We start from the raw sequence: 25,976 nt of genomic DNA on the forward strand, positions 1-25,976 counted from the left end.
GATGTGCTATTTCTTTTTATTGCTTGGAGAGTATCACAAAAAAAGTGATGGAAAAATAGACTTTTATATACTATAATAAAAAATTGTGATAAAAATGTATCAGATTAGGTTTAGACTTCACTATGAACGAATAAACTATTTATTGTCAGAAGTCAAGATACTCGTCCGAAAAAAATTCGACAAACGCTTTTCCACTAAGTTATTCCTCGAATAAGAAGGAATATATGGAGTGATGTAGAATTAATAGTACATTAGGTTTACCAAAGGTTCTTGTTGATGCAGATTCCTGTCCAGTGAAGCAGGAAATTGTCGAAATCGCGTCGAATTTTTCATTGGAAGTAATTTTTGTTGCATCTTATAATCATATGAGCACAACAGAAGCTGCAGGAACATGGAAATATGTCGATACGGGTAAGGAGGAAGTTGACTTATATATCATGAACCATGTGGATAAAGGAGACTTTGTAGTCACCCAAGACATCGGGTTAGCTTCGACACTCGTGAATAAAGGTGTTTATGTACTTTCTCCAAGGGGGAATGTATACGAAGAGAAAGATATTCATCTTGCTCTTGATATGAGGTATCTTGCCGCGAAAGCTAGGCGACAAGGGGTACACTCAAAAGGACCCAAACGTTTTGGTCAAAATGACCGAGATGATTTTGCGAAAAATTTTTATAGTATTTTGTCGAAATTTGCAGGAAATCTATAATTTATCGCGAATTACTCACTAATACCTGGAGTTGTTTTCATGGCAGAACGTATCCCTGAGGATAAAATTAATGAAATTCGCCAGGCGGTTGATATAGTGGACGTGGTTAGCGACTATGTTCAGCTGAAAAAACAAGGTCGTAATTATTTTGGACTTTGTCCGTTTCATGGAGAAAACTCTCCTTCCTTCTCCGTTTCTCCTGATAAGCAAATTTATCATTGTTTCGGATGTGGAGCAGGTGGAAATGCATTCTCTTTCTTAATGGAACAAGAAGGTGTCTCATTTATAGAAGCGGCTGTTAAACTAGCTGAAAAAGGAAATGTTGAGCTACATATCGAATCGTCTTCTCACACTAAATCTAGGACGATCCCGAATGATTTTCAGCAGATGATTGATGCTCACGATTTATTACGTAAATTCTATCATCATTTGCTCGTAAACACAAAAGACGGTCAACATGCACTTGAGTACCTTTTATCGAGAGGCTTTACTAATGAAGCGATTGCTAAATTTCAAATAGGTTATTCATTAAATTCGTGGGATTTTGTTTACAAATTTCTATCGAAACGTAATTACCCCCCTGATGTGATGGAAAGGGCTGGGCTGGTTATTAAACGTGAACGTGATGGAACTTATTTTGATCGCTTCAGAGACCGCATAATGTTTCCTATATTAGACCACAAAGGCAATACAATTGCGTTTTCAGGAAGATCATTAGGGGCTGATGAGCCCAAATATTTAAATAGTCCTGAAACAGCAATTTTTAACAAAAGTAAAATTTTATATAATTTTCACCAAGCAAGAGCAAGCATTAAAAAAACGAATCAAATCGTATTATTTGAGGGGTTTGCTGATGTAATAGCTGCCGATCGATCAGGTGTACTCAATGGAGTTGCAACCATGGGAACATCATTGACAGACGATCATATCGTGTCGATCAGGCGGAGCGCTGAAGCAGTAACGATTTGTTACGATGGAGACAATGCTGGTATTGAAGCCGCTCACCGTGCTAGTCAGCTTCTTCATTCAGCAGGGATTCAGGTCCGTGTGGCGATATTGCCAGATGGAATGGATCCTGATGATTATATTCGCCAAAATGGTGAAGAGAAATTTCAAAACGAAATTATCTCTGCTAGTGTTACATTAATGAATTTTAAACTTCGATATTTAAGAAGAGGAAAGGATTTAAATAATGAAGGAATTCGCCTCCAATATATCGAAGAAGTATTAAAGGAAATAAGCCAACTAGAGAAGGTAGTAGAACGAGATCACTATTTGAGACAGCTAGCAAGTGAATTTTCACTTTCACTCGATGCATTAAAGCAACAACAAAAACAATTTTTCTTTGCGAACAAAAAAGGAAATCGTGAGCAATACGTTCAAAAAAGAAATCAAGATGTGGTTATCAAACAATCTTCCAACCTAAGGCCGGCTTATGAAACTGCAGAAAGACGTTTAATAGCTTATATGTTGAAGGATTCTGACATAGCATATAAAGTGCAGGATTTGTTAAACGGTACTCCCTTTAATATTGATGAACATCAAGCAATCATAACATACTTGTATGGTTACTATGAAAAGGGATTCCAACCGAATCCAAGTGATTTCCTAACATATATAAAAGATGAAAAGCTTAGACGCACTGTAGCAGATATTGGAATGATGTCTATTGGTGAGGAAATAAGCGACCAGGAGCTTTCCGATTACATTAAGCAGGTGTTTAATTATCAAAAGATGTTAAAAATAAAAGAAAAAGAAGCAGAAGAGAAAGAAGCAGAGAGACAAAAGGATCATGGTAGGGCAGCTGCGATTGCGATGGAAATTATCCAATTGCGCAAAACATTAAAAGCTTGAGATTGTTGTTTGACTTTGGAAGGAGGGGTACATATGGCTGAAAAATCGGCCCGTTCAAAAGAGGTTGATTCAGATTTGACCCTAGAACAAGTAAAAGACCAGTTAACAGAGGTTGGAAAGAAAACAGGGGTTCTAGCCTATGACGATATTGCAGAGAAATTATCTAATTTTGATGTAGACTCAGATCAAATGGATGAGTTTTATGAATTTTTAGGTGAGCAAGGTGTAGAACTAGTTGGAGAATCCGAAGATGGAGATCCTAATATACAGGAGCTTGCTAAAGGTGAAGAAGAATTTGATTTAAATGATCTAAGCGTACCACCAGGAGTGAAAATCAATGACCCTGTTCGGATGTACTTAAAAGAAATCGGTCGAGTAGACTTATTGTCTGCCGAAGAGGAAATTGAGCTCGCTAACCGTATTGAACAAGGTGACGAAGAAGCAAAGCGCCGATTAGCAGAAGCAAACCTACGTCTTGTGGTTAGTATTGCAAAACGTTATGTTGGTCGCGGTATGTTGTTCCTTGATTTGATTCAAGAAGGAAACATGGGATTAATCAAAGCGGTTGAGAAATTTGATTATCGCAAAGGGTTTAAATTTAGTACGTATGCTACTTGGTGGATACGACAAGCAATTACTCGTGCAATTGCTGACCAAGCCAGAACGATTCGTATCCCCGTTCATATGGTGGAAACAATAAATAAGCTAATTCGTGTTCAACGTCAGCTACTTCAGGATCTTGGACGTGAACCAACTCCAGAAGAAATTGGAGAAGATATGGACTTAACTCCTGATAAGGTTCGTGAAATCCTGAAAATTGCTCAAGAACCAGTTTCATTAGAAACACCAATTGGTGAAGAAGATGACTCGCATCTAGGTGATTTCATTGAAGATCAGGATGCTACATCACCTTCAGAGCATGCTGCTTATGAGCTGTTAAAAGAACAGCTTGAAGATGTTCTTGATACTTTAACCGACCGTGAAGAAAATGTATTACGACTACGTTTTGGACTTGATGATGGCCGTACGAGAACTTTAGAAGAAGTTGGAAAAGTGTTTGGTGTCACAAGAGAACGTATCAGACAAATTGAAGCAAAAGCGTTAAGGAAGTTAAGACACCCTAGCCGTAGCAAGCGTTTGAAGGATTTCTTAGAATAAAATGATTGTCTAAAAATAGTTTACTTCTTACAATAGAGGTAAACTATTTTTATGTTCAGTAAGAGAAAGGACAAGGTATGAGTGATAATCGGAAAGAAATCATTGTTAAAGAAATTTATTATTGGAAAGAAACGAAGCTGTTACCAGAACAATATTGCAATTTTTTATTAGCTTTATATACAGAAGGTGAACAAGTTAATGGAAAGAAAGTTAGAAAAAAAAGCACCAAGAGGAAGTTTTTCCTCGCTTACACTCCATTGCTACTGATTCCAATTGGTATATTTATATATTTTACTGAATTATCTTTCTTTTTGCAAATGACTCTTTATGCTTTATTGCTATTATTTGGATTTGGAGCTAGTTTTTATTTTTTTAGAAAAGCGACAGACTTTATTGTTCCAATGATTTCTACAGCCCTCATCGCTTTATTATGCTCAGTAGATTTTGTCACTTATGTTTTTCCAAATAGTGGTGTAAACCTCTATACAATCATTATTTTAAACTGTATAGCTTGGTTTATCATTGGAAGAAAAGCAAAATTATTGTCCTTTGTTATTTCTTCCATATTAGGACTGTTATTACTAATTGGGTCTATATTTATATAATGATTATTTATTATAAAATTTAAAATGTTGAGAAAATTATTTAACTCCATATATAATAAATATGAAAGCGATTTCGTTATTAGGCTTAAGGAGGAGAAAAACGTGAATTTTGATTTAACATCAGAACAAAGCATGATCCTTCGAACAATTAGAGAATTTGCTAATGAAGAGGTTGCACCAGGTGCGCTCGAAAGAGACCTTCATAAGCTGTTCCCACATGAGGTGTTTAAAAAGTTAACTGAATTAGGTTTAATGGGGCTTCCATTTCCAGAAGAATACGGTGGTGGGGGAGCAGATACAATAAGCTTTGCCATAGTCACAGAGGAACTAAGTAGAGCCTGTGCCTCTACTGGAATTACGTATTCAGCCCATATATCGCTGGGGGGTGCTCCGCTCCATTTGTTTGGTACAGAAGAACAAAAGAGAAAATATTTAATTCCGATTTGTACAGGAGAATCCTTTGGAGCCTTTGGGCTAACCGAACCCAATGCTGGTTCCGATGCAGGAGGTACTAAGACGAGAGCGATTGAGAAAGATGGGAAGTTTGTTATAAATGGTAATAAATGTTACATTACAAATGCAAGCTACGCAAAGCATTTAGCCATTACAGCAGTAACTGGGGAACAAAATGGGAAAAAAGAAATAAGTGCTATTATTGTTCCAACGAATTCCCCTGGCTTTCAGGTCATCAGCAACTATGAGAAAATGGGGCTTCATGCCTCTAATACAACCGAGTTAGTATTAGAAGATGTTCAAGTGCCAACTGAGAACTTACTAGGAAAGCGTGGAGAGGGGTTTAAACAGTTTTTAATCACTCTTGATGGGGGAAGGATTGGAATTGGTGCAATGGCAGTAGGTATTGCTCAGGCGGCTTATGAAAAGGCATTGAGCTATGCGAAGCAAAGACAGCAATTTGGAAGATCATTGTCACATTTTCAGGCGATACAATTCAAGCTTGCAGACATGGCCATGAAGATTGAACTTGCTAGAAATATGGTTTATAAAGCTGCTTGGTTAAAAGATCGAGGGCGTTCCTTTACAAAGGAAGCTTCCATGTGTAAGCTTTACGCTTCGGAAATTTGTATGGAGGTTACTGATCAAGCCGTACAAATACACGGGGGATACGGGTATATGAAGGATTACCATGTGGAACGATATATGCGTGATGGAAAGTTAACAGAAATTGGTGAAGGTACTTCAGAAATTCAACGAATGGTAATTGCACGAGAAATTGGTTGTTAGCTTTCCTTCGTTTATGACAGACCTTACAAAAACTAGTGAGGTTTTGTCTAAAATGAGAACATAATGTGACAAAGTTTACTTTAGTACTTTTCCTTCTGCCCATTTTCAAGTAAAATAGATATTGTTTGCATTCTATATTTAAATAGTTTTTGATGTACTTACATAAGGGAGGGAAAAGCATGAATCGCAATCCGATTATTCCATTTGTCTTAATCATGGTTCTTGGTATTGCTGCGATGTTCCTTTTTTCGTTTAAAGGCTTAGGTGACAGTAAGGAACTAGCTGCAGAACAAGAAGGCGGTGGAGAACAGGCAGAAGAGGTTTCAAACAATCCTGAAGATATTTATAAGTCTGCGGGCTGTATTGGATGTCACGGGGATTCATACCAAGGGGGCGTAGGTCCAGCTTTAACAGGTGTTGGTGACAAACTGTCGAAAGAAGAAATTGAAGACATTCTTGTAAACGGAAAAGGCTCAATGCCATCAGGACTAGTTACTGCTGAGAATGCAGGAGCAATGGCTGATTGGTTAATGGAGCTTAAATAAGTAAGCGTTTTAAGTCCTTTGCATATGTAAAGGACTTTTTTTATACTGTATGTAATCAAATAAAGAGTTGGTGTTTGTAAATGAATGTGGAAAAATTATCGAAAAGACTTAGCACCGTTGCGAATTTTATTCCAGAGGGTGCGAAACTAGCTGATATAGGTTCTGATCATGCCTATCTTCCTTGTCATGTAGTGAGAGCAGGAAAAGTACCTTATGCAATAGCAGGTGAAGTGGTTGAAGGACCTTTTCAATCTGCAAGAAAACAAGTAGAAATGGAAGGATTAACAAATCAAATTGATGTTCGAAAAGGAAATGGTCTTGAAGTTATTGGTGCAGGTGAAGTAGAGTGCATTACCATTGCCGGTATGGGTGGTGCCCTTATTGCCAGCATCCTTGAAGAGGGAAAGGAAAAGCTTAAGGGTGTGAACAGACTTGTGCTTCAACCGAATATTAGTGCTATTTCGATACGATTGTGGCTCCTAGAAAATGGATGGAGTCTCATAAATGAAGCTATTTTAGAAGAAGATGGCAAGATTTATGAAATCTTGGTTGCTGAAAGAGGAGATCCCAAATCTGTTTATTCGGAGAACATCGAAAATCAACTGTTATTCGGACCATTTTTAAGTAAAGAAAAGAACGAGGCTTTTAGTCATAAGTGGACGGCTGAATGGAATAATTGGGAACGCATTTTAAATCAAATGAGCCAATCTAGCCAAACAGCAGAAAAAATAGAAAAGAAAATGGAAATACAGAAGAAGATTTCAATGGTAAAGGAGGTTCTAGGAGAATGAAAACCGTAAATGGGCATGAAATTATTAGTCTCTTTGAACAATTTTCACCAAAGAATCTAGCGCTAGAAGGAGATAAGATTGGTTTACAAATTGGTAGACTAAATAAAAAAATTTCAAATGTAATGATCGTACTAGATGTACTAGAAGAAGTAGTGGATGAAGCGATACATAATAATGTTCAATTGATCATTGCGCATCATCCACTTATTTATCGTCCTTTACAAAAGCTCGTGACAGATACAGCAACAGGTCGAATCATTGAAAAATTAATTAAGCATGATATCGCTGTATATGCAGCTCACACGAATCTGGACGTTGCAGAAGGCGGAGTAAATGATTTGCTGGCAGACGCCCTGCAATTATCAAACAGAGAGGTTCTCATTCCAACCTACGATTCTGAATTACTTAAACTCGTTGTCTATGTTCCAATCGGGTATGAAGAAGCTATAAAAAAAGCATTAGGTGATGCGGGAGCAGGTTCAATAGGGCAGTACTCTCACTGTTCCTTTACATCTGAAGGAAAGGGAGAGTTTATTCCTTTAGAAGGGGGAAATCCTTTCTATGGGACGATAGGAAAAGTGGAGCAAGTGGAAGAAGCTAGAATTGAGACCGTGTTTCCTGCTCATCTAGAAAAGAAGGTACTATCTGCTATGATGAAAGCACATCCATACGAAGAAGTAGCATATGATGTGTACCGACTAAAAAATAAATCAAAGTCACTTGGTTTGGGTAAGATAGGGACCGTCCAAGAAACAACCCTCCGAGAATTCGCAGATTTTGTGAAAGTAGCCCTAGATGTACCTACCGTTCGAGTCGTTGGGGACTTAGATTCTAAGGTGAAAAAGGTTGCTGTACTTGGTGGGGATGGGAATAAATATATTCAAACTGCAAACTTCAAAGGTGCGGATGTATATATAACGGGTGATATGTATTATCACGTTGCTCATGACGCCATGATGCTAGGATTAAATATCATTGACCCAGGTCACAATGTAGAAAAGGTGATGAAGCAGGGAGTGGCAAACAAGCTTACGGAAATGTGTAAGCAAAAGGGATATGAAGTAAATATTTTTGCGTCAACCATCCATACGGACCCTTTTCAATTTGTATAAGCAACAAAAAGCCACGAAATTTTTCGTGGCTTTTTGTTGCTTATATTAATTTTTTACTTTAGGTAATATTTTGTGAAGTGGTACTTTTTTCTCTGGGGTCCATGTAGATTCATCAATAGGATTAAATTGCTCGATAAAGGCAATGACTTCTTTTGTAATAGGAGTAGGTGTTGATGCTCCGGAGGTTACTCCTACGGTTCGTGCATCTTTAATCCAATCAATATTTAATTCTGATATATCACTAATTCGATAAGCCTTCGTCCCCGCAATCTCTTCGGAAACTTGCGCCAGACGATTGGAGTTATTACTTTTTGGATCACCAACAACGATCACTACATCAGCCTCACCTGCTTGTTCGGCAACCGCTTCTTGTCGAACTTGTGTAGCCATACAGATTTCCTTATGGAATTCTGCATGTGGATATTTCTTTTCAATTTTCTCCATAATATGGCCAACATCCCATTGACTCATTGTTGTTTGATTCGTGACAAGTATTTTGTCAGCATGAATGGCTAATAAATCAACATCCGCTTCCTTCTCTACAAGGTGAACGATATCAGGAGCTACTCCAATCGCTCCTTCCGGTTCCGGATGCCCTTTTTTACCAATATAGATCACTTGATAACCTTCATCCTTTTTTGCTTCAATCAGCTGATGGGTGCTTGTTACATCTGGACAGGTAGCATCGATTGTAACAAGTCCTTTTTTCTTTGCTAACTCTCTTACTTCCGGAGATATTCCATGGGCAGTAAATATAACAGTCCCTTTATCTACTTGTTCAAGTATTTGTTTTCGATTAGGGCCGTCTAGCGTAATAATCCCTTCTTCAGCAAAAGCATCCGTAACGTGCTTATTGTGTACAATCATTCCTAATATATATATAGGCCGTGGCAGAGATTTATCAAGTGCTGCATTTCTTGCGATGACCATCGCGTCAACAACACCGTAGCAATAGCCACGGGGTGATATTTTTATAACTTTCATTGAGTTGGTTCTCCCCTTTAAGCATGCTTATTCTATCATTATATATAAAGTGTTAGGATTATACAAAGAAGAGAAAAAGGAATATGCACCAAGCATATTCCTTTATACATATATTTTAGGTACTGATTTTCCTTGTAATTTTTTCGATACCTTTTCTTCGATCTCTATCGAATGTGTATCGTTTTCAGTACTCACTGGGTTTGTGCGTTTCCGTTTTGTTTTTGTTTCAGATTTTTGATCAGTGTTGGTGGACTCTATGTCTACATCTTCCTTAGTTTCCTCATCCGAACTCGCAGCATTTAAACCACGGTATAGTTTCCACATTGCTGGTAAGTTTTTAACAATTGGACCATATTGCTGTACCATCGGTCCGATTTGCTGTGCGGTGTTTAAAACCCGTTGCGTATTATTCAAGAAACCCGTAATTGCTGTGGGGTCTGTTAGTGATTTTAACAGACCGCCACCTGCAGCTGGTGCAGCAGAGCGAGAAGCATTGCCAAACATTTGCATACCGACTTGTGCGCCTTGAGTTTTCCCTTTGCCAAGTATTTTAGCAAGTAAACCTCCACCGCTATTTCTTGTGGCACCCCTCATTCCTCTTGCAGTATTCACCCCCATAGGGGCTCCCCTCATTCCCATATTCCCCATTCTTGCAGGGGGCATCATTGGTCTCATTTGGTTTCGTCCAAATCCAAGCATAGGTTGAGGCATTCCTCCTCGAACAGGAAATGGTTGTCTTGGTGGCATACGAACACCCTCCTTTCATATTTTTCCCTCTTATACCCTATGCAACAAATGGATATTTGGTCTAGGTGAATGATGATAAGTTATGAACTGGTTTGAAAATACTGTAATTCGTAAAACATAATTATATGGGAAGTGAACTGTAGGTGGCGCTTTATGAAGAACTTTATTATAATTACATGATGGGTATGGACATCCTTACCAAAACTGAAGGAGCTTTAAAAATGACGAAGACAAAATTTTCAACGTATCAACTTAAACCATTTATAAACAAGGCAATTGAAGCCATTGGATTTTATGAACCAACTGAAATTCAAGAAAGATTGATTCCGACGGTACTAAAAGGTGAAAGTGCAATTGGACAATCTCAAACAGGGACTGGGAAAACACATTCGTATGTATTACCAGTTCTTCATAAAATTAATCCTATGAAGCAAGAGGTACAAGCTGTTATCACCGCGCCAACAAGAGAGCTTGCCACGCAAATATACCAAGAGGTATTAAAGGTCACCGAGCATGCGAATGAGGGTGAAGAGATCACAAGTCGTCTTTTTATCGGTGGCACAGACAAAGTTCGTACCATTGAGAAACTAAAAACTCAACCACATATCGTTGTTGGGACTCCAGGTCGTATTAATGATTTAGTAAAGGAACAAGCCCTTTTTGTACATACGGCAAGCATGTATGTAGTCGATGAAGCGGATTTAATGCTTGATATGGGATTTTTAGAAGATGTTGACCAAATTGGAGCAAGAATGCCAGAAAAGCTTCAAATGCTTGTTTTTTCAGCAACCATTCCAGAAAAGCTAAAACCATTTCTGAAGAAATATATGGAAAATCCAAAGTACATTCATATCGAACCGAAGCAGTTAACTGCAGCAAAAATTGAACATATTCTTCTTCCATCAAGACATCGTGAAAAGTCAACACTCGTGTATGAGGCACTAAAGCTGTATAACCCGTATTTAGCGATTGTCTTTACTAATACAAAGAAAAAAGCCGAGGAAGTTGCCACGGCACTTACTCATAAAGGCTTGAAGGTTGGTAGAATTCATGGGGATTTAAGTCCTCGTGAACGTAAGCGGATGATGAAGCAAATCACGGATTTAGAATTTCAATATATTGTGGCTACCGATTTAGCTGCAAGAGGTATTGATATTCCAGGGATTAGCCATGTGATTAACTATGAACTTCCAACTGACTTAGATTTTTATGTACACCGCGTCGGTAGAACAGCTAGAGCGGGGAATTCGGGAGTAGCTCTCACTATTTATGAACCATCTGATGAAGATGCATTAAATAGGCTTGAAAAACTGGGGATTGAATTTAAGCATATTGATATAAAAAAAGGTGAACTCTCGGAGCTTGAAGATCGCAACAGACGTAAAAAGAGAACGAAGCAGTCTGATGAGGTAGATAAGCTGGCGAAGTCTTTTGTTAAAAAACCAGCAAAGGTGAAGCCAGGCTATAAGAAGAAGATGCAGTTTGAAATGGATAAAATTAAGAAAAGACAGAACCGATTGAAAAAGAAATAACAGGTGGGAGAGTGTGAAAATGCTAAAATTAGGTTCACATGTTTCAATGAGTGGGAAAAGTATGTTGCTAGCATCAAGTGAAGAAGCGGTCTCATATGGTGCGAATACTTTCATGATCTACACAGGTGCTCCTCAAAATACTAGAAGAAAGAAAATAGAAGATTTAAATATCGAAGCAGGTCAAAAGCATATGGAGCTAAATGGAATCAATCTAGAAGATATTGTTGTTCATGCTCCATATATTATTAATATTGGAAATACTACGAACCCAGATACATTTGACCTTGGGGTAAGATTTTTAAAATCAGAAATCGAACGTACAGAGGCGATCGGTGCAAAGCAAATTGTTCTGCATCCAGGAGCACATGTAGGAGCAGGGGAAGAGGCTGGAATCAAGAAGATCATTGAGGGTCTTAATGAGGTTCTAACAGGAAATGAACAGCTTCAGATTGCTCTAGAAACAATGGCTGGAAAAGGATCTGAATGCGGAAAAAGCTTCGAAGAATTAGCGATGATCATCGATGGAGTCAAACATAATGAGAAGCTTTCTATTTGCTTTGACACTTGTCATATTCATGATGCGGGGTATAATATTGTTGAGGATTTTGATGGAGTTCTTAATGAGTTTGATAAAACCATTGGAATTGATCGCTTAAAGGTCCTGCATATAAACGATAGTAAGAATGATCGTGGTTCAAGAAAAGATAGACATGAAAATATTGGATATGGAAAGATTGGATTTGATGCGCTTTCTTATATCGTGCATCATCCGCAGCTAATGAGTATTCCAAAAATCCTTGAAACACCGTTTGTTGGGGAAGATAAGAATAATAAAAAAGCACCGTACAAACAAGAGATTGAAATGTTAACTTTAAAGATATTTAACGAAAACTTACTCGAACATATTATGGCATAGAAAAGAGAAGGCTCATTGAATAATGGGCCCTCTCTTTAATTATTTAGTGAATTGTGTAACCAACTGACTGACGGCTTTTGCTGTCGCAGGGCTCGTTAATCGTTCAATTTCCTTTAACAGTTTCGCTCTTTCAGAGGTATTGAAAATATCTACATGTCGTCCCCTAAGATAAGATGCAATTTTTTTCGCCTCATTAACGCTAATGGCAACCCCAAATTGTTTGGCGTATTTCAGTAACTCTTCTGCCGTGATTGTGTTTATTTTGTGATTAACAATTGAATGAAAAATACTCACGAATTCACCACTCCCTGATGTTAATCTATGTGGCTACCAAATAAAAGGTGTAAACAAAGAGGGCAGGAAGTACTTCCTTTACATCTCTTCATTTCTCATGTATACTACTTTTTGTAAATCGGAATGATTCTGATAATAATAGGTGGTTAAAATGGAAGATATTATAAATGTAAATAAACTGACATATAAGTACGAAAAGGAAAATGTACTTGAAGATATTCATTTTTCGGTTCCTCGCGGAGCATTTTTAGGACTTGTTGGACCTAATGGGTCAGGAAAGTCTACTTTACTTAAAATAATCTTAGGCTTATTAAAGCTTCAAAAGGGAGAAGTCGAATTATTTGGAACAGCCATTGAGCAGTTTAAAGATTGGCATCGAATAGGCTTTGTTTCTCAGAAAGCAAATTCCTTTAACTCGGGATTCCCTGCAACAGTATACGAAGTTGTATCAAGTGGGTTAACCAAAAAAGTGGGATTGTTTAAAAGGCATAAGGAAGAGGATAAAGAGAAGATACGAGCAGCGATTGATTCTGTGGGGCTAACTGAAAAAATAGGAAGCAATATCGGTGAGTTATCAGGAGGACAACAACAAAGAGTTTTTATAGCTCGTGCATTAGTAAGTGACCCAGACTTACTTATCTTAGATGAGCCAACAGTTGGTGTTGATGCAAAGAATGTCCAAACCTTCTACGAAATGCTTACGGAGCTTAATCAAGATCGAGGTATTACTTTAATTTTAGTAACTCATGATATCGGCACGATTACAGATAAAGTTACCCATGTTGCTTGCTTGAATAAGCATATGCACTTTCATGGTGATACAGAGGAGTTTGAAAAACAAAATATGTCTGACCTATATGGCCATGATGTTCAAGTTCTTATGCATCAACATGACCATCACCATCATCATGTTCATCATCACGGAGGGGAAAACCGGTGATTGAAGCGATATTTAAATACGAATTTTTACAAAATGCATTTCTTACAGGTGCAATCATTGGAATAATTGCACCTTTACTCGGTGTCTATATTGTTGTAAGAAGACTTTCTCTAATAGCCGATGCTTTAAGTCATGTTACCTTAGCCGGAATAGCTGCAAGCTTGCTTCTTGAAAAAAGGTTTTTGCTCACTACGGGATTAAATCCCATCTATTTAGGAATGACCTTTTCTGTAGTAGGTTCTCTGTTTATAGAAAAGCTTAGAACCGTTTATAAACATTATCAGGAGTTGGCTATCCCAATTATATTGTCTAGTGGTATTGGCTTAGGTGTTATTTTTATTTCATTAGCCGATGGTTTTAATACAGATTTATATAGTTATTTATTCGGTAGTGTTAGTGCAGTTAGCCGAACAGATTTAATCATTATCATCATCATCAGTATGATTGTGGTAGCTTTTATTACGCTTTTATATAAGGAATTATTTCTTCTATCATTTGACGAAGAACACGCAAAAGCCTCAGGTATAGCGGTGAAGTCTCTTCATTTCTTTTTCATTGTTTTAGTTGCATTAGTCATTGCAGCTTCGATGAGAATTGTTGGAATTTTACTAGTATCTTCTCTCATGACTCTCCCTGTAGCTGCAAGTATTCGGGTTGCAAAAGGATTTAAACAAACAATCCTACTTTCTATCGTTTTCGGAGAAGTTTCTGTACTCGGTGGGCTAACCATATCTTATTATCTTGATTTGGCTCCGGGTGGAACGATTGTAGTTATTGCTGTATTGATTCTCATTCTTGTTATATTATTAAAGAAAATGTTCCAATGGAAACATGAGGTGAGAGTATGAATGTAACGGAAGCTCTTGAGTTATTAAAAAATAAAGGCTACAAGCATACAGGGAAAAGAGAAGAAATGCTTGGTCTTTTTGCTAACAGCAATAAATATTTAACGGCTAAGGACGTGCTTGACCAGATGAAGGATCATTATCCTGGGTTAAGCTTTGATACGATTTATCGCAATCTCTCGTTATTTGTAGATCTAGGTATTTTTGAAATGACTGAATTATCAGGTGAAAAACATTTTCGTTATTCTTGTGAAAGTAAACACCATCACCATCATTTTATTTGTTTGGACTGTGGAAAAACGAAGGAAATTGATACTTGCCCCATGAATAGTTTACAGGAAAGCTTGAAGGACTATGATATCTCTGGCCATAAATTTGAAATTTATGGCCGATGCCCAGAATGTACGGTTAATTGAAAATTTAACAATTGAACCATTTCTCTACCCAATTATTGGCTTCCTTCCAACTAAAAACTCTTTTTACCTCATTTGGAAGGGAGCCCTGATTATAGGGCGTATCAAATAGAAGTACAGGTATATGGCATTTTTTAGCAATTTCAATGGCATTTTCATACTTATCTTCAAAAAATATTTCCACCCCGTACTTTTTTGCTGCTTCAACTTTTTCATGTGATCCGATAAGCTCTAAATGATCGTAGCCGATCCCATGGTTAATAAACCACTCTTTGGTCACCTCTAACACATTTTCTCCACGTGCGCTGATAAAAATTAATTCGTGGTGTTTTCCCCATTCTGATAATACTTCCTTTGCACCCATAGCTAACGGGGACATAGTGAAGATGTCTGCCTCTTTTTGTTCATACCAATCGGTAAATTCTTTTTCTGGAACATTCACTACTTTTAATAAATCATAGTCAGTTAAATCTGCGAGTGATAATTGTAATTGAAAGGCTTCATTTATAAAAGGAACAATAGCTGCAGGGCAGGTAATGGTTCCATCAATATCAAATCCTAATGTTCTTTTCTTCATGTAGTACTTCCCCATTTCGTTATATTCCATAATTGAAAATAGTCGAATTAGAAATGATTAACAACATAATTGTTGTGTAAAAGCAAATAATAATACTGCTCCTATCAAAGGAAAGCGAGGGATCAATATGGCAGATCAAGAACGCAACAACGAAGGGTCATTCGATTACCTTCGTACGAGCGACAATGTTGGTGAAACAAATAAATACCAACCTGCAGATTATTTAGAAGAAACCTCAGCTGAAATTGCTGCACCAACTACTTTTAACAGAGAAAGATCAACAAATAATGTTGGTCAGACGATGAAAAGCGGCACAGGGATAGGGTTTGCTGCTTTAATCATTTCTATCCTTTCATTGTTTGTTGCACCAATCTTGTTTGGAGCAGTTGGGATTGTATTAGGGTTTATCGCCCGAAGACGTGGAGCAACTGGCCTTGGTAGCTGGGCTATCGGGATTGGAGCGATTTCCATCATTGTCGGTATGTTTATACTACCATTTTTTTAACCGCTACAGATAAAAGAAGAGGCTCCGGCTATTACGCCAGAGCCTCTTTCCTTCATATTATGATTGCAGTGCTTCCTCATCACGTTTTGCTTGAAATTCTGCTGCAATTTGATCGATTTCCTTTTTAAGCTCTTCAACCATTGTCGCTTCAGGAACTTTGCGGACAATTTCCCCTTTACGGAATAAAAGGCCTTCGCCTCGAGCTCCCGCTATTCCAATATCGGCTTCTCTAGCTTCACCAGGACCATTTACCGCACAGCCCAATACTGCCACTTTAATTGGTACTTTAATCTGCTGAATGTACTCCTCTACCTCATTTGCGATCGAAATTAAGTCAATTTCAATTCTTCCACATGTTGGACAAGAAATAAGTGTTGCCGCATTTGAAGATAAACCAAATGATTTTAATAATTCACGGGCAACCTTCACTTCTTCTACAGGGTCAGCACTAAGTGAAATTCGAACGGTGTTACCAATTCCCTTGCTTAAGATCGCTCCCAAACCTGCTGCACTTTTTACAGTACCTGCAAACAAAGTTCCTGATTCAGTAATTCCAAGATGTAAAGGGTAATCGAACGCTCTTGCCGCTTTATCATAGGCTTCAATAGCAAGATTTACATCTGATGCCTTCATACTGACGATGATATCGTGAAAGTCGAGGTCTTCTAAAATTTTGATATGGTGCAAGGCACTTTCTACCATCCCATCAGCTGTTGGGTACCCATATTTCTCTAATATTCTTTTCTCCAACGAACCAGCATTGACACCAATTCGGATTGGAATGCCCTTTTCTTTAGCCGCTTTAACAACTGCCTCCACTTTTTCGCGGCGACCAATATTACCGGGATTAATACGGATTTTATCCGCTCCTCCCTCAATGGCTTTTAGAGCTAGTTTGTAATCAAAGTGGATATCTACCACTAGAGGAATATTAATTCTTTTTTTAATTTCAGAAATGGCGTTAGCTGCTCTTTCATCAGGGCAAGCAACACGCACGATTTGACAACCGGCTTCTTCTAGCCTCTTTATTTCAGCAACCGTGGCCTCAACATCATGAGTTTTTGTGGTAGTCATGCTTTGAATAACAACCTCATTATTTCCACCAATAGTTAAAGGTCCGACTTTTATGGGACGAGTTTTTGTACGATGTATAATTTCACTCAACAGTGATTCTCTCCTTTTGAAAAAAAGATCTAAAATAATCTTAGTACTTTCCTATTGAACATTGTAACAATGAACGTTAATGGTGACAAGAATCTTGATAACGGGAAAAAGTCTCCATTATTGTGAGTTGCTATCGGACTTGCTGTAATCAGGAAATAGGTATGACTTTCCGGCTTGAATCTCCTCTGGTTTTTTGCCTTTATTTAATTGAATAAAATCATTTACTACTTTTTCTATAGGAACTGGTACTGCTCCCTCAATTTGTGCCTCTATGATCGAAAGAACAGTTTCTCCCTGCTCCACGGTTTTACTAAAAGATGCAATAACAGTCTCTTCTGTATGATTCACTTTAGAATCTACTTTAATGGATTCTATCGTTTCATTGTTTGTGTTTGGTATCGTACCTATGCTTAAGTCAACATATATGATATACAAAATAAGAGTAACTAGTAGAGAAACGATGAGACGTTTCATGGACGATTCTCCTTATTAGTAGAGTTACTCTATTTATATGCAGTAGATAGATTGATAGTACAAATAAAAAAAGAAAAACGCGTAATATCGCGTTTTTCTTTTATTGCTTAGCTTTCTGAGGGATTTCTCGTACTGTTAAATACAACATAATGATAGAAACAAACCAATTAATTAGGAAACCGCTAGGAACGTTCGTTTGAAAAGCTTCCATTATCGTAAAGAAAATAGTAGGGAGAGTCACACTATAAGCTGATAGTCTCCACAATTGACGATATGGTAGATTACGACTGGTTACATTCTTAATAAATAGACCGAACAATGCAAGAATGGTAATTTCAATAAATTTGATTCCGCTTGAAAAAATATAAATGGTAAGTGCAAGGACGGGAATAATAACTGCCAATAAACCGTCAACAGAATGGATCACTTCCAAGATACTGTCCTTCGTAATGTTTAGGTCGGATAAAGTTGAATAGTCGTAAGTGTCGAGCGTTCCTCCTGCAATGAGAACAAACTCATTTTGAAGAAGAGCGAAGGCATTCTCATAGCCTTCTAAATCATTCTCACTAACTTCACCAGTAGAATCAAAAATGATTGTAAAATCTGCATCCTCAATATAGATCGGTTCCTCTTGGTCTGCTGAGAGCTCACCATTTTCTATTGAAAAATCAGGAAGCTCCTTATCTACTGTGTGGGCGGCTGTCTCAATTCCATTATTTATAGCTGAACTTACATAGCTAACGGTTGGAATAACAGAAACGAGAGTTAGTAGAAAGACATAAAGAATGGTTTTTCCAATACCTTGGAATCTGGTTTTAGCAATGTCTTTAGGAGAGTAGAGACTTTTAAATAATTGCTGAAATATGTTCATGAGCGCATGACACACACCTTTCTATGTAATCCTTCATTATTTTATCGTGATATGGCTTTGTTGTCCAAGTAAACACGATTCGTTAAAAAAATAGGGATGTGCTTTGTAACATAATTGTAACATTACTATCCTTTTGTTAAGGCATTGTAAATTTGAAGATAATAATATTTACTTTTTTCTTTACGTTACACATAATGATTAAGGGGTTTTTAAGAATAATGTCGAAAAAAGTGTAGGGGTTGAATTACTTGGAATTAAACATCCAGCAAATGATTTTTGAGTTTTTAGGTGGCCTTGGAATTTTCTTGTTTGGTATCAAGTTTATGGGGGATGGCTTGCAAAAGTCGGCAGGAGATAAATTAAGAGATATTCTTGATCGATTTACAACCAATCCTTTCATGGGTGTGTTAGCAGGTATTATTGTTACAGTGCTAATCCAAAGTAGTTCTGGTACTACGGTCATTACCGTTGGGTTAGTTAGTGCTGGTTTTATGACATTACGACAAGCAATTGGTGTCATCATGGGGGCAAACATCGGTACAACCGTTACCGCATTTATCATTGGTATTGATATTGGTGAATATGCGCTTCCAATTATTGCTCTTGGTTCAATCCTTATATTCTTCTTTAAAAGCAATAAAACAACTAGCATTGGACAAATTATTTTTGGGTTCGGTGCATTGTTTTATGGATTAGAGTTAATGAGTGGTGGGATGAAGCCGCTAAGAAGCTTAGAGGCATTTCACGAGTTAACCGTTAATATGAGTTCTAATCCTATTTTAGGTGTTGTGATTGGAACGGTATTTACGGTTATTGTACAAAGTTCTAGTGCAACGATTGGGATACTACAAGGTCTATATGCCGAAAATCTAATTAATATTGATGCTGCACTTCCTGTATTGTTTGGAGATAATATTGGAACAACGATAACAGCTGTTTTAGCATCAATTGGTGCATCGGTTGCAGCAAGAAGAGCGGCTGCCACACATGTACTATTTAATCTCATTGGTACAGCCATCTTTATGATTTTATTGATTCCTTTTACTAAAATTATCACATCTTTACAAGGTGTTTTAAATTTAAATGAAGAAATGACGATTGCTTTTGCTCACGGTATCTTCAATACGACAAATACAATTATTCAGTTTCCGTTTATTGGATTACTTGCACTTATTGTGATCAAACTAATACCAGGTGATGACTCTCTGATTGATTACAAATCGAAGCATTTAGACCCTAACTTTATAAAGCAGTCTCCTTCTATTGCTTTAGGACAAGCAAAGGAAGAAGTGTTAAGAATGGGGCAATTTGCCATTAAAGGGTTAGAGGAAACAAGTAATTTTGTTAATACAAAGCAGAACAAGCATGCAGAATCAGCGTATCAGTTAGAAAGTGCAATAAATAATCTTGACCGAAAAATTACCGATTATCTAGTGCAACTAGCTACAAGCCCTCTCTCAACAAATGATTCAGAAGAGCATACAACGCTAATGGATACGGTTCGTGATATTGAGAGAATAGGGGACCATTTCGAAAATATTGTTGAGCTTGTTGAATATCAAAATTCAAATAAAGTAAAAATTACAGAGAGTGCAATGAAAGATTTAGAAGAAATGTTTGCTTTAACTATTTCGACTGTTCAAGAAGCGCTTCAATCTCTTGATCATAAAGACTTGGATGCGGCTCGTCATGTAGTTGAAAAAGAAAACCAAATTGATAAAATGGAAAGAACTCTTCGTAAGCAACATATACTTCGTTTGAATGAAGGAAAGTGTTCCGGTTCTGCAGGGATTGTGTTTGTTGATATTATTAGCAATCTAGAGCGTATTGGTGATCATGCTGTAAATATTGCAGAAGCAGTTCTTGGAGTAAGACATTCTTAAAAAACAAGGGATCCTCCCTTGTTTTTTTGTACAGAGGTGACAAGATGGAACTAGTGTATTGGCTTATCATTGTATTGTTTTTTCTAGTTTCTTTTGTAGGTTTGATTTATCCGATCATTCCAGGTATGTTATTTTTGGTTGGCGGTTTTATCGTTTACGGCTTATTATTCTCCTTTGAACCTTTTAATTGGTTATTTTGGAGCATTCAAAGCTTATTTGTCCTCTTATTATTTGGCGCAGATTATTTAGCGAATATGTTTGGTGTAAAAAAATTTGGTGGCTCAAAAGCAGGGATATGGGGAAGTACGATTGGATTATTAATAGGTCCGTTTATCATCCCAATACTAGGGATTATTTTGGGGCCCTTTATTGGTGCGGTTATTGCAGAACTTCTTATAAATAAAAGAGGCTTGAGTGAGTCCTTACGGGTTGGTGTTGGGTCAGTAGTTGGGTTTATTAGTAGCGTGATTACAAAAGGGCTTATTCAATTATTTATGATTATATATTTTGTCTTAGTGGTACTTTAAGAAAGAAGAGAAAAGAGGTTTTGAGCCCTTTTCTCTTTTAGTTTAACCCGCATATTTCATGTGGGCAGTTTTGACAATCTACTTCTTGCTTTAAATAGGCTAAATTTTTTACGGTAAACTTTTGTTGATCATACGATATAACATCTAGTTCCCTAAGTTCCTTTAACATTCGCTGTATGACTTCTCTTGTTCCATACGTAAGACTTGCGAGTTCCTGGTGGGTGAGTGGTAAGTCAATTAAAATTCCCTTTTCAGTCATTATTCCGTAACTATTACAAAGTCGAATTAAGATACTATAAAGTCCACCTTTTTTTCCGTTCATAATTAGATCCTGGCACTTCATTTGAGCTTTTAAATATCTAGTGCTAAGCCAAGAAGTCAATGCACTCATGACGCGAGGTGAACTCATCGCAAACTTTTCGAACTCTTCTCTTTTGATTATAAGAAATTCGCAATCTGAAATGGTTTTTGCAAAAAAGTGATAAATCGGATTTGTTTTAAATAATTGATATTCAATGATTAATTCTTCTCCATTAAGAATTTTAATAATAAATTCCTTGCCTCTCATATGAACTCTTCCAAGAGACAGACTTCCCTGTAAAAGAATATAAATATGACTCACTGAATCTCTTTCATTAAATATGGTTGTACCTGCTTTTACTTTCTGTATATTTTCTTTATCTATAAATTCTTGTATGAGTAAGCTATATAATGAAACATTTATTTCATTCATGTAATACCCGCCTTTCCTCTCCTCTCTTTGATTTAATAAAAATACATAAAGAGTGTCAATAACGTAGTGTCCTTTAAAAAGAACAACAAACGGCTGCTATGACTTAAATCATTGACATGACGCTAATATTTACAATTTTGACAAATTATCGAAACATCAGAAATGGTATGATGAAAGGAGGAAATACCATCTAGTAATGCGAATATTTCTTTCCAGAAAGGGTAATGTAAATCTGTTGGCTTAAGCTTAATATTTGAACAATGTTGCCAAGTTTGGTAATCTTAAGTTAATAACTTTAGGAATATCCAAATGTTAAAAATGAAAGGATTTTTCTAAAGAAAAAATCATTATACATATATAGGAGGAGTTATTCATGGCATTCGAATTACCGCAATTACCTTATGCTTACGACGCTCTAGAACCACATATCGACAAGGAAACAATGAACATTCACCACTCAAAACATCACAACACATACGTAACGAACTTGAATAATGCTTTAGCTGGGAATGAAGAATTGCTGTCAAAGTCAGTTGAAGAAGTAATTGCTAATCTTGATGCAGTACCAGAAGCTGCTCGCACAGCAGTGCGTAACAACGGTGGTGGACACGCTAACCACACATTATTCTGGCAGATCTTATCTCCAAATGGGGGAGGAGAACCTACTGGTGATCTTCTAGATGCAATCAATGCAAAGTTTGGAAATCTTGATAGCTTTAAAGAAGAATTCGCAAAAGCTGCTACAACTCGTTTTGGTTCTGGTTGGGCTTGGCTTGCGGTAAATAACGGAGAACTAGAAGTGACAAGCACACCAAATCAAGACTCTCCATTAATGGAAGGGAAAACACCAATCCTTGGTCTTGATGTTTGGGAGCACGCTTACTACTTAAAATTCCAAAACCGTCGTCCAGACTATATCAATACTTTCTGGAACGTTGTAAATTGGGATGAAGTTTCAAAGAGATATGCTGAAGCAAAATAAATAAACAAGAAACGACGTGGATAATTCCACGTCGTTTTTGTTTATTTTGTACATAATTAAGGTGTCCTTGTTGAAAACTACCCTTAGATACGAAGGGGAGTTTCTATTCATGAGTAAAGTTAAAAAATTAATTGGTGACATCGATCTGACAAAGGATTTGCTTCTACTTTTGTTAATCGGAGGTCTGTATTCCTTAAGTGTTGCTTTATCCAATACATTTGTAAATATTTATTTGTGGAAACAATCCGGTGATTTTAAAGATTTAGCTATTTATAACCTCTCAGTTGTTGTTCTCCAACCTTTAACATTTATCCTAGCAGGCAGATGGGCTAAAAAGATTGACCGAGTAATAGTTTTGCGTATTGGAGTCATTTTTTTAGCTATTTTCTACCTAACCGTTTTAACAATAGGAACCAATGCTTCGCAATTTTTAATTGTGTTAGGAGGATTACTAGGGATTGGTTATGGTTTTTACTGGCTGGCCTTTAATGTGTTAACCTTTGAAATTACGGAACCAGAAACAAGAGATTTCTTTAACGGCTTTTTAGGAATTCTGTCTTCTGTTGGAGGAATGATCGGTCCTATTGCTGCTGGAACTGTGATTTCAAAACTAGAGAAATTAACAGGGTATTCCGTTATCTTTGCTACTTCCTTAGGGTTATTTTCCGTTGCGGTTATTCTAAGTTTTTTCTTAAAGAGAAGGCCTGCGAATGGAAGATACATGTTTTTAAGGATTTTGGAAGAGAGGAAAAACAACTTTAATTGGAGGCAAATTACGAACGCTCATTTTGTCCAGGGAGTTAGAGAAGGAACGTTTGTATTTGTAATTTCGGTATTTGTATTTATTACGACTGGAAGCGAATTGGCACTAGGAACCTTTGGATTGGTGAATTCAGGAATTGCCTTTATTGGGTACTATTTTGCTTCACGTTGGATTAAAAAACAGCATCGAAAAAAAGCCATTCTTCTCGGTGGTATACTATTGTATTTAGCTATTTTGTTATTAGTATTTAACCTCACTTATACAAAGCTTTTAATTTACGCTGCGATCATTGCCATTGCTTATCCGATGCTATTGGTACCATATTTATCGATGACCTACGATGTAATCGGTAAAGGCTGGAATGCTGCAGAAATGAGAATTGAATATATAGTGGTCAGAGAAATTTTTCTGAATTCGGGAAGAATTGTCTCTATTCTTATCTTTTTAATGGCTGTATCATTGTTTGATCCAAAAGAAAGTATCCCAATCCTTTTATTATTGATTGGATCGGGGCATAGTCTAATTTATTTTTTTGTTAGGAAAATCGAATTTCATTGATAGTAACCGCCTCTCCTATTGAATATTGGGAGGGGCACTGAAATGAGGTGGAGAAATGCATCAGGAAAAGAAGAAAAAAAAGAAGAGAAAGCAGCTACCTGTTCGGTTAAATATGCTGTTTTTTTTCGTGTTTTTGCTCTTTTCCATTCTTGTACTTCGCCTTGGCTTTATCCAAATTGTCTATGGAGAAGATTATCGTAGGGAGATAGAAAGAACAGAGGATGTTACCATCAATCATCCCGTTCCAAGAGGTCGCATGTACGATAGAAATTTTAGAATGATTGTTGATAATGCCCCTCAAAAGGCAATCGCTTATATAAATCAAGGACATGGACCAAAAGAAATGTTACAGGTTGCAGAGAGATTAGCTTCAATTATTACGATGGATTCAAGCAGGATTTCCGATCGAGACAAAAAAGAGTATTGGATGATGCGTTTCCCTGATGAAGCAGAAAACAAGGTGCAGGAAAAAGAAAGGAAAACTTTTAAAAAAGGACTAACCACCCAGGATTGGAATAAAAAGATTTACCAATTAACGTTAGAACGAATAACGCAAAAGGATATCGAACAATTAAGTGAGAATGATTTGGAGATCATATCCATATGGAAGGAATTAAGAAACAGTACGGAATTTACTCCGCAAGTGATAAAAAATAAAGATGTTTCAGATAAAGAGTTTGCAGAAGTAAGTGAAAGCTTGCAATCTTTACCTGGTATAGAAACGATTACTGATTGGGAAAGAGTGTATAAGTTTAACAATACGTTAAAAACAGTCCTTGGAAAAGTGACTGACACAAAGGAAGGGATACCGAGAGATCATCTGGATTACTACGTTGCAAGAGAGTATAACCGCAATGATCGGGTTGGTAAAAGTTATATTGAATATCAGTACGAGGACGTCCTTAGCGGGCAAAAATCAAAGATTAAGAAGGTCACAAACAAATCTGGAGAAATCATTGAGTCAGAAACCATATCTGAAGGTGAACAAGGGAATGACCTTATATTAAGTATTGATATGGAATTGCAACTAGCAGTCGAAAAAATAATTGAAGACGTGCTAATGAAAACGAAGGCAAACAAGGATACCGAGTTTTTAGACCGAGCATTTGTCGTCTTAATGGATCCCCGTACAGGTGAAGTTTTAACAATGGCTGGAAAGTTATTGGTGCAGAATGATGATGGAAACTATGAAGCAGAAGATTTTTCATTAGGGAATATTACTACTTCCTACAATGTTGGTTCGACTGTAAAGGGTGCAACGATTTTGACAGGTTACCAACGGGGAGTAATAAAGCCTAGAACTATACTAGTTGATGCCCCTATGAAAATAAAAGGAACACCTGTGAAGAAATCTTGGCAGAATTTTGGTCCGATAGATGATGTATACGCACTAAGAAGATCTTCCAATGTGTATATGTTTCATACCGCAATAAAAATTGGAAAAGGTCATTATGTATACGATAAACCATTAATTCTAGAACCGAATACCTTTCATATTGTTCGTGATTCCTTCGGTCAATTTGGTCTCGGAACTAGAACGGGAATTGATCTTCCCAATGAAACCATCGGATTTAAAGGAACAAGCACAAAGCCTGGGTTTTTATTGGATTTAGTGATCGGGCAATATGATACATACACACCCATGCAGCTTGCCCAATATGTAAGTACAATCGCAAATGGGGGAAATCGACTACAGCCAAGAATGGTGAAGGAGATACGGCAAACGAATCTTCAAAATATACATGCTCCTGGGACACTCGTGAGGGAGATAAAACCAAAAATACTAAATCGAATTGATGTTAATGAGGCGAATATTAAGAGGGTACAAGAGGGCTTTCGCCAAGTCATGCAGCATCCGTTAGGAACGGCTTATAAAGAATTTAAGGGTGCTGCCTATTCGCCAGCTGGAAAAACGGGAACTGCACAGGCCTTTTATGATGGGCCATCAAGGAATTTATATAAAGAGCCGCCAGCTGTGATGAATTTGAGCCTAGTGGCGTATGCGCCTTCCAACAATCCTGAGATTTCGATGGCTGTAGTTGTCCCGTGGGTATATACAGGGGAAAAAGGACCTTCTCCTAATTTGGAAATAGGGAGAAAAGTGTTAGATGAGTACTTTCATTTAAAGAAAACAAAATAATAGTATGCCCAAATTCCGACAGGTTCACACACATTTCTACTTAATTTACAAAACCTTTACAATCGATTAAAACCCCTTTAACAGTTCAGTATTATTGTATTACTTGTAGGA

At 37.1% G+C, this 25,976-nt stretch carries 27 protein-coding genes; 19 read left to right on the forward strand and 8 right to left on the reverse strand.

All coding sequences use genetic code 11. The features are described 5' to 3' along the window. Nucleotides 1-239: 239 nt before the first annotated feature. The 8 genes from ACRX5O_RS01960 to ACRX5O_RS01995 all read left to right on the forward strand — a co-directional run bounded on the left by ACRX5O_RS01960 (nt 240) and on the right by ACRX5O_RS01995 (nt 8,017). Nucleotides 240-710, forward strand: coding sequence for a YaiI/YqxD family protein (locus tag ACRX5O_RS01960; protein WP_433904744.1), 471 nt, complete (start codon nt 240-242; stop codon nt 708-710). Nucleotides 711-749: 39 nt separating this feature from the next. Continuing rightward, nucleotides 750-2,564, forward strand: coding sequence for a DNA primase (gene dnaG, locus ACRX5O_RS01965; RefSeq protein WP_433904386.1), 1,815 nt, complete (start codon nt 750-752; stop codon nt 2,562-2,564). A 33-nt stretch (nt 2,565-2,597) separates the two neighbouring features. Then, nucleotides 2,598-3,722 carry an RNA polymerase sigma factor RpoD gene (gene rpoD, locus ACRX5O_RS01970; RefSeq protein WP_119709162.1) on the forward strand — a complete coding sequence of 375 codons (1,125 nt, stop codon included), beginning with the start codon at nt 2,598-2,600 and terminating at the stop codon, nt 3,720-3,722. 77 nt (nt 3,723-3,799) lie between these two features. Next, nucleotides 3,800-4,327: a hypothetical protein gene (locus ACRX5O_RS01975; RefSeq protein WP_433904387.1), complete on the forward strand. Its 528-nt coding sequence runs from the start codon at nt 3,800-3,802 to the stop codon at nt 4,325-4,327. 102 nt (nt 4,328-4,429) lie between these two features. After that, entirely contained in the window at nt 4,430-5,569 is a 1,140-nt protein-coding gene (locus ACRX5O_RS01980; protein WP_433904388.1) for an acyl-CoA dehydrogenase family protein, read from the forward strand. A gap of 179 nt (nt 5,570-5,748) precedes the next feature. Further along, entirely contained in the window at nt 5,749-6,114 is a 366-nt protein-coding gene (gene cccA / locus ACRX5O_RS01985) for a cytochrome c550 (RefSeq protein WP_119709159.1), read from the forward strand. Between the two features lie 80 nt (nt 6,115-6,194). Continuing rightward, nucleotides 6,195-6,905, forward strand: coding sequence for a tRNA (adenine(22)-N(1))-methyltransferase (locus ACRX5O_RS01990; RefSeq protein WP_433904389.1), 711 nt, complete (start codon nt 6,195-6,197; stop codon nt 6,903-6,905). Then, nucleotides 6,902-8,017, forward strand: a complete 1,116-nt coding sequence (locus ACRX5O_RS01995) for a Nif3-like dinuclear metal center hexameric protein (RefSeq protein ID WP_433904390.1) — start codon at nt 6,902-6,904, stop codon at nt 8,015-8,017. The genes ACRX5O_RS01990 and ACRX5O_RS01995 overlap by 4 nt, the downstream gene beginning before the upstream one ends. A gap of 45 nt (nt 8,018-8,062) precedes the next feature. Here ACRX5O_RS01995 and ACRX5O_RS02000 read toward each other — a convergent pair whose 3' ends face one another. Further along, entirely contained in the window at nt 8,063-9,001 is a 939-nt protein-coding gene (locus ACRX5O_RS02000) for a 4-hydroxy-3-methylbut-2-enyl diphosphate reductase (protein ID WP_433904391.1), read from the reverse strand. A gap of 102 nt (nt 9,002-9,103) precedes the next feature. Next, nucleotides 9,104-9,748, reverse strand: a complete 645-nt coding sequence (gene vrrA / locus ACRX5O_RS02005) for a VrrA/YqfQ family protein (protein WP_433904392.1) — start codon at nt 9,746-9,748, stop codon at nt 9,104-9,106. Nucleotides 9,749-9,969: 221 nt separating this feature from the next. Here vrrA and ACRX5O_RS02010 point away from each other — a divergent pair, with 221 nt between their 5' ends. Continuing rightward, complete coding sequence (locus ACRX5O_RS02010; protein WP_433904393.1) at nt 9,970-11,280, forward strand: DEAD/DEAH box helicase; 1,311 nt, start codon at nt 9,970-9,972, stop codon at nt 11,278-11,280. A 19-nt stretch (nt 11,281-11,299) separates the two neighbouring features. Continuing rightward, a complete protein-coding gene (locus ACRX5O_RS02015) occupies nt 11,300-12,196 on the forward strand; it encodes a deoxyribonuclease IV (protein ID WP_433904745.1) in 897 nt (298 codons plus the stop codon). Nucleotides 12,197-12,235: 39 nt separating this feature from the next. Here the strand turns inward: ACRX5O_RS02015 and ACRX5O_RS02020 are convergent, their stop codons facing one another. Continuing rightward, on the reverse strand, nt 12,236-12,490 hold the full coding sequence (locus tag ACRX5O_RS02020) for a DUF2624 domain-containing protein (RefSeq protein ID WP_433904394.1): 255 nt from the start codon (nt 12,488-12,490) through the stop codon (nt 12,236-12,238). A gap of 151 nt (nt 12,491-12,641) precedes the next feature. On the opposite strand from ACRX5O_RS02020, the gene ACRX5O_RS02025 reads away from it, so the two are divergent. Genes ACRX5O_RS02025 through ACRX5O_RS02035 form a run of 3 tightly spaced genes read left to right on the forward strand, consistent with a single transcriptional unit; the run spans nt 12,642 to nt 14,691 of the window. Next, a complete protein-coding gene (locus ACRX5O_RS02025; RefSeq protein ID WP_433904395.1) occupies nt 12,642-13,430 on the forward strand; it encodes a metal ABC transporter ATP-binding protein in 789 nt (262 codons plus the stop codon). Further along, a complete protein-coding gene (locus ACRX5O_RS02030) occupies nt 13,427-14,278 on the forward strand; it encodes a metal ABC transporter permease (RefSeq protein WP_119709152.1) in 852 nt (283 codons plus the stop codon). Before ACRX5O_RS02025 ends, ACRX5O_RS02030 begins: the two co-directional genes overlap by 4 nt. Further along, nucleotides 14,275-14,691: a Fur family transcriptional regulator gene (locus ACRX5O_RS02035; RefSeq protein ID WP_433904396.1), complete on the forward strand. Its 417-nt coding sequence runs from the start codon at nt 14,275-14,277 to the stop codon at nt 14,689-14,691. Before ACRX5O_RS02030 ends, ACRX5O_RS02035 begins: the two co-directional genes overlap by 4 nt. A 4-nt stretch (nt 14,692-14,695) precedes the next feature. Here ACRX5O_RS02035 and ACRX5O_RS02040 read toward each other — a convergent pair whose 3' ends face one another. Then, nucleotides 14,696-15,265 carry a hypothetical protein gene (locus tag ACRX5O_RS02040; RefSeq protein WP_433904397.1) on the reverse strand — a complete coding sequence of 190 codons (570 nt, stop codon included), beginning with the start codon at nt 15,263-15,265 and terminating at the stop codon, nt 14,696-14,698. 127 nt (nt 15,266-15,392) lie between these two features. On the opposite strand from ACRX5O_RS02040, the gene ACRX5O_RS02045 reads away from it, so the two are divergent. After that, a complete protein-coding gene (locus tag ACRX5O_RS02045; RefSeq protein ID WP_433904398.1) occupies nt 15,393-15,770 on the forward strand; it encodes a hypothetical protein in 378 nt (125 codons plus the stop codon). Nucleotides 15,771-15,827: 57 nt separating this feature from the next. Here ACRX5O_RS02045 and ispG read toward each other — a convergent pair whose 3' ends face one another. The 3 genes from ispG to ACRX5O_RS02060 form a co-directional block, all read right to left on the reverse strand. Continuing rightward, the gene (ispG, locus tag ACRX5O_RS02050) at nt 15,828-16,925 is read right to left on the reverse strand and encodes a flavodoxin-dependent (E)-4-hydroxy-3-methylbut-2-enyl-diphosphate synthase (protein WP_433904746.1); all 1,098 of its coding nucleotides are present in this window, start codon (nt 16,923-16,925) and stop codon (nt 15,828-15,830) included. 126 nt (nt 16,926-17,051) lie between these two features. Beyond that, entirely contained in the window at nt 17,052-17,408 is a 357-nt protein-coding gene (locus ACRX5O_RS02055; RefSeq protein WP_433904399.1) for a hypothetical protein, read from the reverse strand. 100 nt (nt 17,409-17,508) lie between these two features. Next, a complete protein-coding gene (locus ACRX5O_RS02060; protein ID WP_433904400.1) occupies nt 17,509-18,279 on the reverse strand; it encodes a DUF1189 domain-containing protein in 771 nt (256 codons plus the stop codon). A gap of 269 nt (nt 18,280-18,548) precedes the next feature. Here ACRX5O_RS02060 and ACRX5O_RS02065 point away from each other — a divergent pair, with 269 nt between their 5' ends. Then, the gene (locus ACRX5O_RS02065) at nt 18,549-20,162 is read left to right on the forward strand and encodes a Na/Pi cotransporter family protein (protein ID WP_433904747.1); all 1,614 of its coding nucleotides are present in this window, start codon (nt 18,549-18,551) and stop codon (nt 20,160-20,162) included. Between the two features lie 44 nt (nt 20,163-20,206). Continuing rightward, nucleotides 20,207-20,689, forward strand: coding sequence for a DUF456 domain-containing protein (locus tag ACRX5O_RS02070; protein ID WP_433904401.1), 483 nt, complete (start codon nt 20,207-20,209; stop codon nt 20,687-20,689). 37 nt (nt 20,690-20,726) lie between these two features. Here the strand turns inward: ACRX5O_RS02070 and ACRX5O_RS02075 are convergent, their stop codons facing one another. Beyond that, nucleotides 20,727-21,422: a Crp/Fnr family transcriptional regulator gene (locus ACRX5O_RS02075; RefSeq protein WP_433904402.1), complete on the reverse strand. Its 696-nt coding sequence runs from the start codon at nt 21,420-21,422 to the stop codon at nt 20,727-20,729. A gap of 373 nt (nt 21,423-21,795) precedes the next feature. On the opposite strand from ACRX5O_RS02075, the gene ACRX5O_RS02080 reads away from it, so the two are divergent. The 3 genes from ACRX5O_RS02080 to ACRX5O_RS02090 all read left to right on the forward strand — a co-directional run bounded on the left by ACRX5O_RS02080 (nt 21,796) and on the right by ACRX5O_RS02090 (nt 25,865). Further along, the gene (locus ACRX5O_RS02080) at nt 21,796-22,404 is read left to right on the forward strand and encodes a superoxide dismutase (protein ID WP_433904403.1); all 609 of its coding nucleotides are present in this window, start codon (nt 21,796-21,798) and stop codon (nt 22,402-22,404) included. 109 nt (nt 22,405-22,513) lie between these two features. Beyond that, the gene (locus ACRX5O_RS02085) at nt 22,514-23,725 is read left to right on the forward strand and encodes an MFS transporter (RefSeq protein ID WP_433904404.1); all 1,212 of its coding nucleotides are present in this window, start codon (nt 22,514-22,516) and stop codon (nt 23,723-23,725) included. A 55-nt stretch (nt 23,726-23,780) separates the two neighbouring features. Further along, nucleotides 23,781-25,865 carry a peptidoglycan D,D-transpeptidase FtsI family protein gene (locus ACRX5O_RS02090; RefSeq protein WP_433904405.1) on the forward strand — a complete coding sequence of 695 codons (2,085 nt, stop codon included), beginning with the start codon at nt 23,781-23,783 and terminating at the stop codon, nt 25,863-25,865. The last annotated feature ends 111 nt before the right edge of the window (nt 25,866-25,976 follow it).

Origin of the sequence: Robertmurraya mesotrionivorans (assembly GCF_050971805.1) — a bacterium.
In the GTDB taxonomy this organism is placed as follows: domain Bacteria; phylum Bacillota; class Bacilli; order Bacillales; family Cytobacillaceae; genus Robertmurraya_A.

Coding starts and splice junctions, on each gene's coding strand:
- ACRX5O_RS02040 (WP_433904397.1), bottom strand. CDS start 15,265: ATGAAGAAAAGAACATTAGGATTTGATATTGATGGAACCATTACCTGC.
- ACRX5O_RS02065 (WP_433904747.1), top strand. CDS start 18,549: ATGATTTTTGAGTTTTTAGGTGGCCTTGGAATTTTCTTGTTTGGTATC.
- ACRX5O_RS02010 (WP_433904393.1), top strand. CDS start 9,970: ATGACGAAGACAAAATTTTCAACGTATCAACTTAAACCATTTATAAAC.
- dnaG (WP_433904386.1), top strand. CDS start 750: ATGGCAGAACGTATCCCTGAGGATAAAATTAATGAAATTCGCCAGGCG.
- ACRX5O_RS02045 (WP_433904398.1), top strand. CDS start 15,393: ATGGCAGATCAAGAACGCAACAACGAAGGGTCATTCGATTACCTTCGT.
- rpoD (WP_119709162.1), top strand. CDS start 2,598: ATGGCTGAAAAATCGGCCCGTTCAAAAGAGGTTGATTCAGATTTGACC.
- ACRX5O_RS02025 (WP_433904395.1), top strand. CDS start 12,642: ATGGAAGATATTATAAATGTAAATAAACTGACATATAAGTACGAAAAG.
- ACRX5O_RS01990 (WP_433904389.1), top strand. CDS start 6,195: ATGAATGTGGAAAAATTATCGAAAAGACTTAGCACCGTTGCGAATTTT.
- ACRX5O_RS01975 (WP_433904387.1), top strand. CDS start 3,800: ATGAGTGATAATCGGAAAGAAATCATTGTTAAAGAAATTTATTATTGG.
- ACRX5O_RS02080 (WP_433904403.1), top strand. CDS start 21,796: ATGGCATTCGAATTACCGCAATTACCTTATGCTTACGACGCTCTAGAA.
- vrrA (WP_433904392.1), bottom strand. CDS start 9,748: ATGCCACCAAGACAACCATTTCCTGTTCGAGGAGGAATGCCTCAACCT.
- ACRX5O_RS02015 (WP_433904745.1), top strand. CDS start 11,300: ATGCTAAAATTAGGTTCACATGTTTCAATGAGTGGGAAAAGTATGTTG.
- ACRX5O_RS02090 (WP_433904405.1), top strand. CDS start 23,781: ATGCATCAGGAAAAGAAGAAAAAAAAGAAGAGAAAGCAGCTACCTGTT.
- cccA (WP_119709159.1), top strand. CDS start 5,749: ATGAATCGCAATCCGATTATTCCATTTGTCTTAATCATGGTTCTTGGT.
- ACRX5O_RS02000 (WP_433904391.1), bottom strand. CDS start 9,001: ATGAAAGTTATAAAAATATCACCCCGTGGCTATTGCTACGGTGTTGTT.
- ACRX5O_RS02060 (WP_433904400.1), bottom strand. CDS start 18,279: ATGAACATATTTCAGCAATTATTTAAAAGTCTCTACTCTCCTAAAGAC.
- ACRX5O_RS01995 (WP_433904390.1), top strand. CDS start 6,902: ATGAAAACCGTAAATGGGCATGAAATTATTAGTCTCTTTGAACAATTT.
- ACRX5O_RS02075 (WP_433904402.1), bottom strand. CDS start 21,422: ATGAATGAAATAAATGTTTCATTATATAGCTTACTCATACAAGAATTT.
- ACRX5O_RS02035 (WP_433904396.1), top strand. CDS start 14,275: ATGAATGTAACGGAAGCTCTTGAGTTATTAAAAAATAAAGGCTACAAG.
- ACRX5O_RS02055 (WP_433904399.1), bottom strand. CDS start 17,408: ATGAAACGTCTCATCGTTTCTCTACTAGTTACTCTTATTTTGTATATC.
- ACRX5O_RS02070 (WP_433904401.1), top strand. CDS start 20,207: ATGGAACTAGTGTATTGGCTTATCATTGTATTGTTTTTTCTAGTTTCT.
- ACRX5O_RS02085 (WP_433904404.1), top strand. CDS start 22,514: ATGAGTAAAGTTAAAAAATTAATTGGTGACATCGATCTGACAAAGGAT.